This is a genomic window from Enterobacter sp. MGH85, assembly GCF_001037655.1.
GTDB classification, from domain to species: Bacteria; Pseudomonadota; Gammaproteobacteria; order Enterobacterales; family Enterobacteriaceae; genus Enterobacter; species Enterobacter intestinihominis.
Genome location: NZ_KQ089925.1, coordinates 544284 through 558472 on the forward strand (window position 1 = coordinate 544284; position 14189 = coordinate 558472).

Annotated in this window: 13 protein-coding genes and 1 pseudogene; 3 read left to right on the plus strand and 11 right to left on the minus strand. The window is 56.0% G+C overall.

Annotated elements, in window-relative coordinates; all coding sequences use genetic code 11:
• Nucleotides 1-47: 47 nt before the first annotated feature.
• Entirely contained in the window at nt 48-2870 is a 2823-nt protein-coding gene (uvrA, locus tag SK51_RS02520) for an excinuclease ABC subunit UvrA (protein ID WP_003860287.1), read from the plus strand.
• Between the two features lie 3 nt (nt 2871-2873).
• Here uvrA and SK51_RS02525 read toward each other — a convergent pair whose 3' ends face one another.
• From SK51_RS02525 to dnaB, 6 genes and pseudogenes are all read right to left on the minus strand, one after another.
• On the minus strand, nt 2874-3227 hold the full coding sequence (locus SK51_RS02525) for an MmcQ/YjbR family DNA-binding protein (protein WP_006810472.1): 354 nt from the start codon (nt 3225-3227) through the stop codon (nt 2874-2876).
• Nucleotides 3228-3229: 2 nt separating this feature from the next.
• On the minus strand, nt 3230-3646 hold the full coding sequence (locus SK51_RS02530) for a secondary thiamine-phosphate synthase enzyme YjbQ (RefSeq protein WP_023305263.1): 417 nt from the start codon (nt 3644-3646) through the stop codon (nt 3230-3232).
• 112 nt (nt 3647-3758) lie between these two features.
• A pseudogene (gene aphA, locus SK51_RS02535) lies at nt 3759-4472 on the minus strand (acid phosphatase AphA).
• Nucleotides 4473-4739: 267 nt separating this feature from the next.
• A complete protein-coding gene (tyrB, locus tag SK51_RS02540; RefSeq protein WP_023305262.1) occupies nt 4740-5933 on the minus strand; it encodes an aromatic amino acid transaminase in 1194 nt (397 codons plus the stop codon).
• 109 nt (nt 5934-6042) lie between these two features.
• Nucleotides 6043-7122, minus strand: coding sequence for an alanine racemase (gene alr / locus SK51_RS02545; RefSeq protein ID WP_023305261.1), 1080 nt, complete (start codon nt 7120-7122; stop codon nt 6043-6045).
• A gap of 16 nt (nt 7123-7138) precedes the next feature.
• Nucleotides 7139-8551, minus strand: coding sequence for a replicative DNA helicase (gene dnaB, locus SK51_RS02550; RefSeq protein WP_003860298.1), 1413 nt, complete (start codon nt 8549-8551; stop codon nt 7139-7141).
• Between the two features lie 66 nt (nt 8552-8617).
• On the opposite strand from dnaB, the gene SK51_RS02555 reads away from it, so the two are divergent.
• Entirely contained in the window at nt 8618-9601 is a 984-nt protein-coding gene (locus tag SK51_RS02555; RefSeq protein ID WP_022646744.1) for a quinone oxidoreductase, read from the plus strand.
• Between the two features lie 185 nt (nt 9602-9786).
• On the opposite strand, the gene pspG is transcribed toward SK51_RS02555, so the two are convergent.
• The 4 genes from pspG to SK51_RS02575 all read right to left on the minus strand — a co-directional run bounded on the left by pspG (nt 9787) and on the right by SK51_RS02575 (nt 13211).
• Complete coding sequence (pspG, locus tag SK51_RS02560; RefSeq protein ID WP_017382623.1) at nt 9787-10029, minus strand: envelope stress response protein PspG; 243 nt, start codon at nt 10027-10029, stop codon at nt 9787-9789.
• Nucleotides 10030-10165: 136 nt separating this feature from the next.
• A complete protein-coding gene (gene dusA, locus SK51_RS02565; RefSeq protein ID WP_032670901.1) occupies nt 10166-11161 on the minus strand; it encodes a tRNA dihydrouridine(20/20a) synthase DusA in 996 nt (331 codons plus the stop codon).
• An 82-nt stretch (nt 11162-11243) separates the two neighbouring features.
• Nucleotides 11244-12530 carry a conjugal transfer protein TraF gene (gene traF, locus SK51_RS02570; RefSeq protein ID WP_152811457.1) on the minus strand — a complete coding sequence of 429 codons (1287 nt, stop codon included), beginning with the start codon at nt 12528-12530 and terminating at the stop codon, nt 11244-11246.
• Nucleotides 12531-12722: 192 nt separating this feature from the next.
• Nucleotides 12723-13211: a cupin domain-containing protein gene (locus tag SK51_RS02575; RefSeq protein ID WP_048207167.1), complete on the minus strand. Its 489-nt coding sequence runs from the start codon at nt 13209-13211 to the stop codon at nt 12723-12725.
• A gap of 117 nt (nt 13212-13328) precedes the next feature.
• Between SK51_RS02575 and zur the strand changes: the two genes are divergently transcribed.
• The gene (zur, locus tag SK51_RS02580; RefSeq protein WP_006810484.1) at nt 13329-13841 is read left to right on the plus strand and encodes a zinc uptake transcriptional repressor Zur; all 513 of its coding nucleotides are present in this window, start codon (nt 13329-13331) and stop codon (nt 13839-13841) included.
• A gap of 47 nt (nt 13842-13888) precedes the next feature.
• Here zur and SK51_RS02585 read toward each other — a convergent pair whose 3' ends face one another.
• Nucleotides 13889-14098, minus strand: a complete 210-nt coding sequence (locus SK51_RS02585) for a CsbD family protein (RefSeq protein WP_003860314.1) — start codon at nt 14096-14098, stop codon at nt 13889-13891.
• Between the last annotated feature and the right edge of the window lie 91 nt (nt 14099-14189).

Genomic DNA, 14189 nt, shown 5'->3' on the forward strand with positions numbered 1-14189 from the left:
GTCCTTCAAACAAATCAGGCAATCCGTGTTCCAACCGGGAAAGGTGAATGGATAAGATCGAAGTTCGGGGCGCCCGCACCCACAATCTCAAGAATATCAACCTCATAATCCCTCGCGACAAACTCATCGTCGTGACCGGGCTTTCGGGGTCTGGCAAATCCTCACTGGCTTTCGACACTTTGTATGCCGAAGGACAGCGTCGTTACGTTGAATCGCTCTCGGCGTACGCGCGTCAGTTCCTGTCGCTGATGGAAAAACCGGATGTCGACCACATTGAAGGGTTGTCTCCTGCTATCTCCATTGAGCAGAAATCCACATCGCATAACCCGCGTTCTACGGTCGGTACCATTACCGAAATCCATGACTACCTGCGTCTGCTGTATGCGCGCGTGGGCGAGCCGCGTTGTCCGGATCATGACGTTCCGCTGGCGGCCCAGACCGTCAGCCAGATGGTGGATAACGTGCTGTCTCAGCCGGAAGGCAAACGCCTGATGCTGCTGGCGCCAATCATTAAAGAGCGTAAGGGTGAACACACCAAAACGCTGGAAAACCTGGCAAGCCAGGGCTATATCCGCGCCCGTATCGATGGCGAAGTGTGTGACTTGTCAGATCCACCAAAGCTGGAGCTGCAAAAGAAACACACCATCGAAGTGGTGATTGACCGCTTTAAGGTACGTGAAGATCTGGCGACGCGTCTGGCGGAATCCTTTGAAACGGCGCTGGAACTGTCGGGCGGCACGGCGGTGGTGTCAGACATGGACGATGCGAAAGCGGAAGAGCTGCTCTTCTCCGCCAACTTCGCCTGCCCGATTTGCGGCTACAGCATGCGCGAGCTGGAACCGCGCCTGTTCTCGTTTAACAACCCAGCGGGCGCGTGCCCGACCTGTGACGGCCTCGGCGTTCAGCAATATTTCGACCCGGACCGCGTGATCCAGAACCCGGAGCTGTCGCTGGCGGGTGGCGCCATTCGCGGCTGGGATAAGCGTAATTTTTACTACTTCCAGATGCTGAAATCGCTGGCAGAGCACTATAAGTTCGACGTTGAAGCCCCGTGGGCCAGCCTGAGCGCGAACGTACATAAAGTGATCCTGTTCGGTTCCGGCAAAGAGAACATCGAGTTCAAGTACATGAACGATCGCGGTGACACTTCCGTGCGTCGCCACCCGTTCGAAGGGGTGCTGCACAACATGGAGCGCCGCTACAAAGAGACCGAATCCAGCGCGGTGCGTGAGGAGCTGGCGAAGTTCATCAGCAACCGCTCCTGCGCCACCTGCGAGGGTACACGTCTGCGTCGCGAAGCGCGTCACGTGTTTGTTGAAAACACGGCGCTGCCGACCATCTCAGACATGAGCATCGGCCACGCGATGGACTTCTTCAACAACCTGAAGCTCTCCGGCCAGCGCGCGAAAATCGCCGAAAAAGTGCTGAAAGAGATCGGCGATCGCCTCAAGTTCCTCGTGAACGTCGGCCTGAACTACCTGACGCTTTCCCGATCGGCTGAAACGCTCTCCGGCGGTGAAGCCCAGCGTATCCGCCTGGCGAGCCAGATTGGCGCGGGCTTAGTCGGCGTGATGTACGTGCTGGATGAGCCGTCTATCGGCCTGCACCAGCGCGACAACGAACGCCTGCTCGGCACGCTGGTTCACCTGCGTAACCTTGGCAACACGGTGATTGTGGTTGAGCACGACGAAGACGCCATTCGCGCCGCAGACCACGTGATCGACATCGGCCCGGGCGCTGGCGTGCACGGCGGACAGGTGGTGGCAGAAGGGACGCTGAAAGACATTATGGCGGTGCCCGAGTCGCTGACCGGCCAGTACATGAGCGGCAAGCGCAAAATTGAAGTGCCAAAACAGCGCGTGGCGGCGAACCCGGAAAAAGTGCTGAAGCTAACCGGGGCGCGCGGCAACAACCTGAAAGACGTGACCCTGACGCTGCCTGTCGGGCTGTTTACCTGCATCACCGGCGTGTCCGGTTCCGGTAAATCGACGCTGATCAACGATACGCTGTTCCCGATTGCACAGACGGCGCTGAACGGCGCGACGCTGGCCGAGCCTGCACCGTACCGCGACATTCAGGGGCTGGAGCATTTCGACAAGGTTATCGATATCGATCAGAGCCCGATTGGCCGCACCCCACGTTCCAACCCGGCGACCTATACTGGCGTCTTTACGCCCGTCCGTGAACTCTTCGCGGGTGTACCGGAAGCGCGTTCGCGTGGGTATACACCAGGACGTTTCAGCTTTAACGTGCGCGGCGGCCGCTGTGAAGCGTGCCAGGGCGACGGCGTAATCAAGGTTGAGATGCACTTCCTGCCGGATATCTACGTGCCGTGCGACCAGTGCAAAGGCAAGCGCTATAACCGCGAAACGCTGGAGATTAAGTACAAAGGCAAGACCATCCACGAAGTGCTGGATATGACCATCGAAGAGGCGCGCGAGTTCTTTGACGCCGTCCCTGCGCTGGCGCGTAAGCTGCAAACCCTGATGGATGTGGGTCTGACCTATATTCGTCTGGGGCAGTCAGCGACAACGCTGTCCGGCGGTGAAGCGCAGCGCGTGAAGCTGGCGCGTGAGCTGTCCAAACGCGGTACCGGTCAGACGCTGTACATTCTGGACGAGCCGACCACCGGCCTGCATTTTGCGGATATCCAGCAGCTGCTGGACGTGCTGCACCAGCTGCGCGATCAGGGCAACACCATCGTGGTGATTGAGCACAACCTGGACGTGATTAAAACCGCGGACTGGATTGTCGATCTCGGCCCGGAAGGCGGCAGCGGCGGCGGTGAAATCCTCGTCTCCGGTACGCCAGAGACCGTTGCAGAGTGCGAAGCCTCGCACACCGCGCGCTTCCTTAAACCGTTGCTGTAATCGTTACACGGAGAGCTGCTGTCGGATCGTTTCCGGCAGCAGTTCTACCGCCTGTTGATACGACGCATCTACCAGGTAGTAAATTTGCGAATCTGGCAGCGAGCCGTCGAGAAACACCGTACTCCAGTGTGCTTTATTCAGATGCTTGCTTGGCCTGACATCATCGTGCTGCTGGCGCAGTAAGTCGGCCAGTTCAGGACTGGTTTTCAGCGATGCCGCAGGACGTCCCTCAACCTCTTTTACCATCGCGAACAACACATCACCCACTTTGATCTGCGTGGCTTTCCAGTCGCTGTGAACGCTCTGTTCTGCGCCCGGCTTGCTCATGCAGTACTGAAGTATCTCCGAAATTGTCATCTTTATTCCCCTTGTAGCGTTGCGATAATTTTACGCGAACCACCGTGAATGCGATGTTCTCCCAGCCAGATCCCCTGCCACGTTCCCAGCAGTAGCCGTCCGTTGTGGACCGGCAGCATCAACGAGACCCCCAGCAAAGAGGATTTGATGTGCGAAGGCATATCATCCGCCCCCTCGTAATCATGGTCATACGGGGCGTTATCCGGGACGGTTTTCAGAAAATGCCGCTCCATGTCAGACCGGACGGTGGGATCGCAATTTTCATTGAGCGTGAGAGAAGCAGACGTGTGCTGAAGCAGCAGATGCAGCAAACCCGTTTTGACGCGCGACAGGTCGCGGATTTGCCCGATGACTTCGTCCGTCACCAGGTGAAATCCGCGTGGTTTTGCGCTTAAGGTCAGGGTCTGTTGATACCACATGTGCTGCTCCGTGTTGAAAGATGAATCTTTCTAAGTGTGCAGCAAGAAAGCGAAAGGTAAAACCCGCGCGGAGAGATTTGCTTAAAAAAGCATTCACCCCGCCGTTAATGCATCAGTATTCGGAGTTAACGATCACCTCTTCACCAAATTTACCGGCCATTGGCAGCGGCCGGTAGGTGGAGTTCGAGGCGCGTAACACCCGGATGCCTCTGGCTCCCACATCGTGCGCCGCGGTGATGTCGTTATCTGAATCACCGTAGAACACCTTGATATTTTTCTTTTCCAGCCACTGGGTTTTGGTGTTTTGCCCTTCCTGGTCCCCGGCAAAAATGACCGGATTCATGCTGGCAGCCGGGATCAGAAAATCATCCTGTAGCGTTTTCGAGACGGTTTCGGTTTTGGTCTGGCTACGTCAGGTCACGAAGTAAATGCTGTCGCCGCGCTTTACGTGCATGGCGATCAGCGCGCGGGCAACCTCTTTCGGGATACTGAACTCATCCCAGCCGTTGTTCATCTTTTCCCAGAATTCCGGGTTTTTCAGATAGGCTTCGCTGTCCGGGGAGTACGTTTTTTTGCCGCGCCAGAAACCGGGGCTGGAGAAGAGAACGGTATCGTCAATATCGAAGCCCACGGCCATCGGCGGGCGACCCGTCAGGCTGTTTTCGATTTGTGCCACTGAAACCCAGTGAATGGGGGCCTGTTCGGCAAGAATGGCGGCGGTGGTGCCGGTGTAAAGCGGCGTGGGTGCAGAAGCCCGCGCAACAACGGTACTATTAAGCGAGAACAATAAGCAGGCGGCGCTGAGCGCCAGTGTGATCTTGCGCATGTTTTCCCCTGAATATTCAGTTTGTTATCTTTTTATTTTGAGCGAATGGTCAAAAACTATCCGACCATAACCCCAGCGGGAGGGGAAGAAAAGGAGTTTTTGCTTATGAAGCTGAATAAAAAGAAGACGATCACAAAGCGCAGAAGAAACATGTAGACCCGGTAAGCGAAGCGCCGCCGGACAATGACTGGCACCGGCGCGAACAAAAAAGCCGGGTGGCGGCTGCGCCTTACCCGGCCTACATATAGCATGCAAGTAAGTGAATACTTACATTACGGATGCAAACGCCTGCGCCACGCGCTGGACGTTGCCAGCATTCAGCCCCGCCACGCACATACGGCCGCTGGCGATCAGGTAGACGCCGAACTCTTCCCGCAGGCGATCGACCTGCGCCGCGCTCAGTCCGGTATAGCTGAACATCCCGCGCTGCTTGAGAAGATAATCAAAGTTATGTCCAGGCACGGCCTCTTTCAGAACGTTAACCAGCTCCTGACGCATCGACAGGATGCGCTTACGCATGCCTTCCACTTCCGCAAGCCAGGTGGCTTTCAGCTGATCATCGCCCAGTACGGTCGCGACCACCTGCGCACCAAAATTCGGCGGGCTGGAGTAAATACGGCGGACCGTCGCTTTCAGCTGACCGAGTACGCGTCCCGCGGCTTCGGCGTCTTCACACACCACGGACAGACCGCCGACGCGCTCGCCGTAGAGGGAGAAGATTTTTGAGAAAGAGTTGCTGACCAGCGCAGGCAGACCCGCGCTGGCAATCGCACGAATGGCGTAGGCGTCCTCCTCCATGCCCGCCCCAAAGCCCTGATAGGCGATGTCGAGGAACGGGATCAGGTTACGCGCCTTCAGTACCTCGATCACCGCATCCCACTGGGCATTGGTGAGGTCCGCACCGGTCGGGTTGTGGCAGCACGGATGCAGCAATACGATACTGCGCTCCGGCAGGGTGTTCAGTTTTTCCAGCAGCGCATCAACGCGTACGCCGTTGGTTTCGCTGTCGAACCATGGATAGGTCGCAACCTTAAAGCCCGCGCCTTCAAAGATGGCCACGTGGTTTTCCCACGTCGGGTCGCTGACCCACACGCCGGAATCCGGGAAGTACTTTTTCAGGAAATCTGCGCCTACCTTCAGCGCACCCGAGCCACCCAGCGTCTGGATAGTCGCCACGCGCTTTTGCGCGAGCACCGCGTGATCCGCACCAAACAGCAGCGGCGCAATGGTATTACGGTAGGTATTTAACCCTTCCATCGGCAGATAAAGCGAAGCCCCGTGCGGGGTTGCGTTAAGACGCGCTTCGGCTTCGGCAACGGCTTTCAGTTGAGGAATGATGCCGTCCTCGTTGTAATAAAGACCGATGCTGAGGTTCACTTTGTCGCTGCGAGGATCTTCTTTGAAACGCTCCATCAAGGAGAGGATAGGGTCGCCGGCGTAGGCGTCTACTTTCTGAAACACGCGATGTTCTCCGGATTGTTATGAGGCAGGATTTTCAACAATAAACCGGAAGCAGGAGAAGATCGAGGGGATGTTAACAGAAGCGGGATGCACCGCATCCCGCTCATGTTTAGTCGACGTATTTCATCGCGACCCTTGAGGTAAGGCGCGTGATAAGTTCGTAAGCACTCACTTTTGTTATTTCAGCAATACGCTCTACCGGCAGGCCTTCGCCCCACATCACCGCATCGTCCCCCGCTTTATCCTGCGCGTCGGGTCCCAGATCGACACAAATCATGTCCATCGCCACACGGCCGACAATCTTTACTTCGCGACCATTGACCAGCACCGGCGTGCCCGTTGGCGCGGCGCGTGGATAGCCGTCGCCGTAGCCCATCGCTACCACGCCAAGCCGCGTGTCGCGCTCACTCGTCCAGGTGCCGCCGTAACCTACCGGCTCGCCTGCTTTGTGCTCACGCACGGCAATCAGCTTTGAAACCAGCGACATCACCGGCTTAAAGCCGAAGTCCGGTCCCCAGGGTTTGTTCTCAAGCGGGGAAACGCCATACAGGATAATCCCCGGACGCGCCCAGTCGAAGTGCGACTGCGGCCACAGCAGAAGGCCGCCGGACGCCGCAATGGAGCGCATCCCCGGTTTGCCTTCGCAGAAGGTGGTGAAGATATCAAGCTGCTGTTCCGTTGCGCCGCATTCAGGCTCATCGGCGCGGGCAAAGTGGCTGACGATATTCACCGGTTGACGCACGTTCTGGCACTGGCACAGCCGTTGATAAAACGCTTCGGCATTCTCCGGGCGCACGCCCAGGCGGTGCATGCCCGTGTCGAGCTTCATCCACACGGTGACCGGCTCGCTCAGTTCGGCCGTTTCCAGCGCGGCCAGCTGTTCTTCGTTATGCACCGCCGTGTGCAGGTGCTGATCGGCAATGGTCGGCAGGTCCGAGGCTTCAAAAAAGCCTTCGAGGAGCAGAATCGGTTGCGTAATTCCACCTGCGCGCAGGCGGAGAGCTTCTTCGAGACGGGCGACGCCAAAAGCGTCGGCATCGGGGAGCGTTCGCGCGGTCTCAAGAAGACCGTGTCCGTAAGCGTTCGCTTTCACGACTGCAACGAGCTTACTGGCGGGCGCCAGTTCTCGCAGACGTTGCAGGTTGTGTCGCAGAGCGCGGCGGTTAATCACAACAGTTGCCGCTTGCATTTGAATTCCTTAGAAATTACTCATCATCATATTGAGGACCGGCATAGTTGTCGAAACGCGACCACTGGCCGTTAAAGGTCAGACGTACCGTACCGATGGGGCCGTTACGTTGCTTACCAATAATAATTTCGGCGATCCCTTTCAGATCGCTGTTCTCGTGATAAACCTCATCACGGTAGATGAACATGATTAAGTCGGCATCCTGCTCGATGGAGCCGGATTCACGCAGGTCGGAGTTGACCGGGCGCTTGTCTGCACGTTGTTCCAGAGAACGGTTTAGCTGCGACAGCGCCACCACCGGCACGTGCAGCTCTTTGGCTAACGCTTTGAGTGAGCGGGAAATTTCGGCAATCTCCAGCGTACGGTTGTCGGAAAGCGACGGAACACGCATCAGCTGGAGGTAGTCAATCATGATAAGGCCGATGCCACCGTGTTCACGGGCGATACGGCGCGCGCGGGAGCGCACTTCCGTCGGCGTCAGGCCGGAGGAGTCATCAATATAGATGTTCCGTTTTTCCAGCAAAATCCCCATGGTGCCGGAGATCCGCGCCCAGTCCTCATCGTCGAGCTGACCGGTACGGATGCGGGTCTGATCCACGCGCGACAGGGATGCCAGAGAACGCATCATGATCTGTTCTGAGGGCATCTCAAGACTGAAGATAAGAACCGGTTTATCCTGCAACATCGCTGCGTTTTCGACGAGGTTCATCGCAAATGTCGTTTTACCCATCGACGGACGCGCCGCGACGATAATCAAATCCGATGGCTGAAGACCTGCCGTTTTCTTGTTGAGATCGTCATAACCGGTGTTCACCCCCGTCACGCCATCGTGCGGCTGCTGGAAAAGCTGCTCAATACGCGCAACGGTGGCGTCGAGCACATCGGCGATGTTTTTCGGGCCTTCGTCTTTGTTCGCACGGCTTTCGGCGATTTTAAAGACCCGGGACTCGGCAAGATCAAGTAGATCTTCGCTGGTGCGCCCCTGGGGATCGAAACCGGCCTCGGCGATCTCATTCGCCACCGAGATCATCTCGCGGACAACGGCACGTTCACGGACGATATCAGCGTAAGCGCTGATGTTCGCGGCACTTGGCGTGTTTTTTGACAGTTCTGCCAGATAGGCAAATCCGCCGACGCTGTCGAGCTGTCCCAGACGCTCCAGCGATTCTGCGAGCGTAATCAGGTCGATTGGGCTGCCCGACTCCTGCAAACGCGCCATTTCAGTAAAGATGTGGCGGTGCGGGCGGGTATAGAAGTCTTCCGCAACAACGCGCTCGGCGACGTCGTCCCAACGTTCGTTATCCAGCATTAAACCGCCCAACACCGACTGTTCCGCTTCAATCGAGTGCGGCGGGACTTTTAACCCGGCGACCTGATAATCACGTTCACGGGGTTCAGTCTGTTTGTTGAAGGGTTTGTTTCCTGCCATAGTGAATGGAGTTACCGAGATAAAGAGTGGGTCGAAAGATTACCATAATTTTCTAACGGAGGGAGCATGGCAACACGCATTGAGTTCCAGAAACATGGCGGGCCAGACGTACTGCAAGCCGTGGAGTTTACCCCCACGGCACCTGGCGAGAACGAAATCCAGGTTGAAAACAAAGCGATCGGCATTAACTACATCGATACCTATATTCGCGGCGGTCTCTATCCGCCTCCGTCGATGCCGAGCGGACTGGGCACCGAGGCGGCCGGTATCGTCAGCAAAGTGGGCAGCGCGGTTAAGCACATTAAGGAAGGCGATCGCGTGGTGTACGCGCAGTCGGCGCTGGGCGCTTACAGCTCCATCCATAACGTTCCGGCCGAGAAAGCGGCGCTTCTGCCAAATGCGATCGGCTTCGAGCAGGCTGCCGCCTCATTCCTGAAAGGGCTGACGGTCTATTATCTGCTGCGCAAAACCTACGAAATTAAGCCTGACGAGCAATTCCTGTTTCACGCAGCCGCAGGTGGCGTAGGGCTGATTGCCTGCCAGTGGGCGAAAGCCCTGGGGGCGAAGCTGATCGGCACCACAGGCAGCGCGCAAAAAGCGCAGCGCGCGCTGGACGCGGGCGCATGGCAGGTGATCAACTACCGGGAAGAGAGCATCGTTGAGCGGCTGAAAGAGATCACTGGCGGCAAAAAGGTACGCGTGGTGTATGACTCGGTGGGGAAAGACACCTGGGAATCTTCGCTGGACTGCCTGCAACGTCGCGGGCTGATGGTGAGCTTCGGTAACGCCTCCGGGGCTGTCACCGGCGTGAACCTGGGCATTCTGAATCAGAAAGGGTCGCTGTATGTCACCCGCCCTTCCCTGCAAGGTTACATCACCAACCGGGAAGAACTTGAGGAAGCCAGCAACGAGCTGTTCTCGCTGATCGCCAGCGGGGTGATCAAAGTGGATGTGGCAGAAGCGCAGAAATATCCGCTGACCGATGCGCAACGTGCGCATGAGGTGCTGGAGAGCCGGGCAACCCAGGGCTCAAGTCTGTTAATTCCCTGAGCCATAAAAAGAAATTGGGCTTCCCATGGGAAGCCCTTTCTTTTTTTTAGTTCGGCTGTATGTAGGGTACAGCTCGATGAATTCTTTAGCGGCAGCCATAGTGACAGATTCGATAAGTAAATCCTATTCTGTTCTAAAGATTGCTGCCGGAAAAGTTGCAGGTATGTGACGTACCCCTCAATACCTTAGTAACGGAAGCGGTTATTACGCTGATAAGTCGGCAGTTTTGGTGATTTAATCGCCCGTATGGCCCATACCACCGCAATCGCCAGAAGTAACCACGGCAAGAGTTTAATCGTCAGGGCAAATAATCCGCCGACAAACATCACCACCGTGGCCACAACGAGCGCGGCCAGAATACCGAGCAGCGACACGCCCGTGACCATCAGCATGATAAAGAAGCCAATCACAAAAAGTAGTTCCAGCATGGTGCTCTCCCACGAGTTCCCGAATGATGCTGCGATCATTACAAGAATCATGCCAAAAATAAGTTGTTGTTCTGAAAGCAAAACGCCCCGCAATGTGTTGCAGGGCGTGGCGTATTTGACCATCTTTTAGCGAAATTTAACGTTTATCCGCAACCAGACGCAGCGCGTGTTCCAGTACCTCAATATCCGCACCGGCTTTATGCGCGTTCTCGCTGAGATAACGACGCCACTGGCGCGCACCAGGAATGCCCTGGAACAGGCCAAGCATATGGCGGGTAATGTGGCCCAGATACGTACCATGAATCAGCTCGCGCTCAATGTACGGATACATGGCGCGCACTACGGCCACGGGATCGGTGTCAGCACCCTCAACGCCAAAGATTTCCCGGTCAACCGTCGCCAGAATGCCCGGATTCTGATACGCCTCGCGTCCGACCATCACGCCATCCATATGTTCGAGGTGCGCTTTGGCCTCGTCCAGCGACTTAATACCGCCATTGATCGACATGGTCAGGTGTGGGAAGTCGCGTTTCAGCTGGTACACGCGCGGGTAGTCCAGCGGCGGGATCTCGCGGTTTTCTTTCGGGCTGAGGCCTGAGAGCCAGGCTTTACGGGCGTGGATGATAAACATCTCGCATTCACCCTTCCCTGATACCGTGTTGATGAAATCACACAGAAACTCATAGCTGTCCTGGTCGTCTATGCCGATACGGGTTTTGACCGTGACCGGGATAGAGACGACGTCGCGCATCGCTTTGATGCAGTCCGCCACCAGGTGCGCATTTCCCATCAGACACGCGCCGAACATGCCGTTTTGCACACGGTCGGACGGACAACCGACGTTGAGGTTAATCTCGTCATAGCCGCGTTCTTCGGCCAGCTTCGCGCACTGCGCCAGCGCAGCCGGATCGCTGCCACCGAGTTGCAGCGCAACCGGATGCTCCTCTTCGCTGTACGCCAGATAGTCGCCTTTGCCGTGAATAATTGCGCCGGTAGTGACCATTTCGGTGTATAGCAGCGTATGGCGGGAGAGCTGACGCAGGAAATAGCGGCAATGTCTGTCCGTCCAGTCGAGCATTGGCGCAATGGAAAAACGATGTGCAGGGAAAGCGGTCTGAAATTCTGACGACATGGCGAACTTTTAAGCATCTGGTGGAAAAGGGGCGCTACTATAGCACAAAGAAAAGCCGGAGGCGCAGCGCCTCCGGTGTACTTTAGAACGTCATGCTCAACTGTGCCCCTGCGCCCCAGGTCTCGTCTTCGCCATAAAGCCCCATCAGGTCAACATGGACGGAGTTGAACGGCGCAAAACCGACACCGCCGGTAAAGACGTTGCTGTCGTTCCCTTTCATATCCGCACGATAACCGGCGCGTACTGCCAGCCAGCTCAGCGGCGTGACTTCGGCACCGACGCCAACGTACTGGGAGGTGTCTTCGCTTTTAAAGCCCTTGGTTTCGGTCAGATCGCCATCTGCGGTCAGCGTGACCAGATCGTTGTGCCAGGCGGCCCCGGCAGTGACCAGCGGACGGATCTGATAGGTGTCTTTATAACTCACCACCTCTCCTGTGCGCCCGTTGCGAATGCGGATATCTTTGGTATCGATATCGCGCGACATCAGGTTTTGCCCGCTCACGCCGACCGTCCAGTTTTCACCGAAATCAGCAGCAATACCGGCATCGACGTTGAAGCCAGTGTCGTCGGTACGGTAGCGGCTGTCGTTCCACTTATTACTGTCGTAATCGTAGATTGAGGTAGTGTAGTTATAGAGCCAGGTTTTTTGCAGCTTCGGCGTGACGCCAACGGAAACCGGAACGCCGCCAAGATCGAACTGACGGGCTACCGCAATACCGTAGTCGGACACAATCGCCGCCCGGCCAGACGCCGTAGAGTTAAGGTTTTTGGTGATCTGATCGGAACCGTTTAGCGCGGCATCCAGCGCCACACCGGCAGCCACCGCATCGCTTCGTTGTATGCCGCGCAGATAATCAATGTCCTGCTGATCGATTGAAGAGCTGACGCGGCCATGTGCATAGCCTTTGGCCATAAAGGCCACGGAAAGGACATCGTTAGGGATACTGACGGCAATCCCCGCCCCTGCGGTGGCGTGTGCGGTTTTGCCTTTCAGGTAGTCCAGCTCATCAGCGAGATCTTTCGCTGCGCCCTGGAACTGATTGATCGAACCTAATGGATCCGTGATGATATCAATGGGGGTCAGACTATCAACCACGTCCTTGTAATGATTGATTTTATCGTTAATGGTATCAATCTCGTCCTGAAGATTGTCTTCATCGGTCACCTGCACGCCAACGGACGGCAAAATGACCGTCACATCATCCTCGGGCTTAGATTTTGCCAGTAACGCGGGGTTGATTAACGCCCCGCTGCCATAGCTCCCTGCCGCGACACCCGTTCCGCCCATTGCGTCGCTACGCGCTTCCGTCCAGGTATTGGCTGCTCCCGCCTGATTTGCCATAAAAAAGGAGACAGCAATGCTAACCATCGAAAATTTAAAATGTTTTTTCACAGTGTGCTCGTAAATAGTTTGTTATTAGTTAACCCTGTCTGTTATCACCCAAACAGGAACGAACTATTGCTGTGAATAAGTACAAAAAGACCCGCTATTTCCCTAAGTTAAATTCCATCCCGGCCTGTTCTAATGTGTGACGACCATCAATATTTATAGAAGAGGAAATTATTTTCGCCCAAGTTTTCCATCGTGCGGGCCAAAAAACTGAGGCGGATGGTCTACCCAGTGGTCTTCGCGCGTCACGGCATACACCGGATTGAGGGGATAGTAGATGCGGTTATGTTTTTTATTAGCCTCACCCACCACCAGTAAGCGCACCTCTTCATCGGTGTTGTTGATAAAGGTATGGCACACCCCCGTGCCGGCAGGAAATCCCACGCTGTCTCCGGGTTCAAGCTTCCACAGATAACCATTGATCCAGGCCTCAGGGTAACCCTCCAGAACGTAAACAAACTCCTCTTCGTCGCTTTCCGCATGCGGATAAGAAGTACGGCGTCCGGGCGGCAGCCGTTCATGGTGAATACCAATGCGGCCGAGACCCAGCTTGCGGGCCAGCGGCGCGCCAATAGAAAACCGTTCATTGCTGTCCGGATACGTTGCGTCATCGGCGCCTTCCACGTCCCGCCAGTGCCGAATACAGTCAGGTCTTTTCATCATGCGATCTCCCGATTTGCGATGCGTCAGGTATAGCACAGCCCGGCGGATCTCGGTGTTTTTAGCAGAACATGATAAAGTGAGGGTTTTCACCCCTTACCACATCCGAGGTGCCCGATGGACAAGTCCACAAAAGAGCTGTTAGCGCAAGCTGAAAAGCTCTGTGCGCAACGCAATGTGCGCCTGACCCCGCAGCGCCTTGAGGTACTGCGTCTGATGAGCCTGCAACAGGGTGCCATCAGCGCTTACGATCTGCTCGACCTGCTGCGTGAAAGCGAGCCGCAGGCAAAACCGCCGACCGTCTATCGGGCGCTGGATTTTCTGCTGGAGCAAGGGTTTGTGCATAAAGTGGAATCAACAAACAGCTATGTGCTGTGCCATCTTTTTGACCAGCCTACTCACACGTCCGCCATGTTTATCTGCGATCGCTGTGGCGTGGTGAAGGAAGAGTGTGCGGAAGGTGTGGAAGATATTATGCATACGCTGGCAGCCAGAATGGGCTTTGCGCTGCGTCATAATGTGATCGAAGCCCACGGCTTATGTTCTGCCTGCGTGGAGGTGGAGTCATGCCGTCATCAGGATGCCTGTCAGCACGATCACTCTATCCTGGTGAAGAAAAAGCCGCGTTAAGGCCAAAGAAAAAGGCGGCTCAGAGCCGCCCTTGGGGATAGTGCCGGTTACCAGCGGTAGTCGTTACGGGTTTCCCAGTCTTTGACTTCGTTTTCCGCCTGATCTTTTTCATAACCGTAGCGCTCCTGGATTTTACCTACCAGCTGATCGCGCTTACCTTCAATGACGGTCATATCGTCATCTGTCAGCTTACCCCACTGTTCTTTCGCTTTACCTTTGAATTGCTTCCAGTTGCCGCCGATTTCGTCTTTATTCATAATCGTGTCCTCGTGTTAAGCGTCTATGAGTGTCGTCCGCTTCGTTCTATTCTGCTGGACGTGATTATTATTGTAGTTAAGGATTCGGCAT

Coding starts and splice junctions, on each gene's coding strand:
- dnaB (WP_003860298.1), bottom strand. CDS start 8,551: ATGGCAGGAAACAAACCCTTCAACAAACAGACTGAACCCCGTGAACGT.
- dusA (WP_032670901.1), bottom strand. CDS start 11,161: ATGTCGTCAGAATTTCAGACCGCTTTCCCTGCACATCGTTTTTCCATT.
- pspG (WP_017382623.1), bottom strand. CDS start 10,029: ATGCTGGAACTACTTTTTGTGATTGGCTTCTTTATCATGCTGATGGTC.
- traF (WP_152811457.1), bottom strand. CDS start 12,530: ATGGTTAGCATTGCTGTCTCCTTTTTTATGGCAAATCAGGCGGGAGCA.
- SK51_RS02585 (WP_003860314.1), bottom strand. CDS start 14,098: ATGAATAAAGACGAAATCGGCGGCAACTGGAAGCAATTCAAAGGTAAA.
- alr (WP_023305261.1), bottom strand. CDS start 7,122: ATGCAAGCGGCAACTGTTGTGATTAACCGCCGCGCTCTGCGACACAAC.
- SK51_RS02555 (WP_022646744.1), top strand. CDS start 8,618: ATGGCAACACGCATTGAGTTCCAGAAACATGGCGGGCCAGACGTACTG.
- zur (WP_006810484.1), top strand. CDS start 13,329: ATGGACAAGTCCACAAAAGAGCTGTTAGCGCAAGCTGAAAAGCTCTGT.
- SK51_RS02530 (WP_023305263.1), bottom strand. CDS start 3,646: ATGTGGTATCAACAGACCCTGACCTTAAGCGCAAAACCACGCGGATTT.
- uvrA (WP_003860287.1), top strand. CDS start 48: ATGGATAAGATCGAAGTTCGGGGCGCCCGCACCCACAATCTCAAGAAT.
- SK51_RS02525 (WP_006810472.1), bottom strand. CDS start 3,227: ATGACAATTTCGGAGATACTTCAGTACTGCATGAGCAAGCCGGGCGCA.
- SK51_RS02575 (WP_048207167.1), bottom strand. CDS start 13,211: ATGAAAAGACCTGACTGTATTCGGCACTGGCGGGACGTGGAAGGCGCC.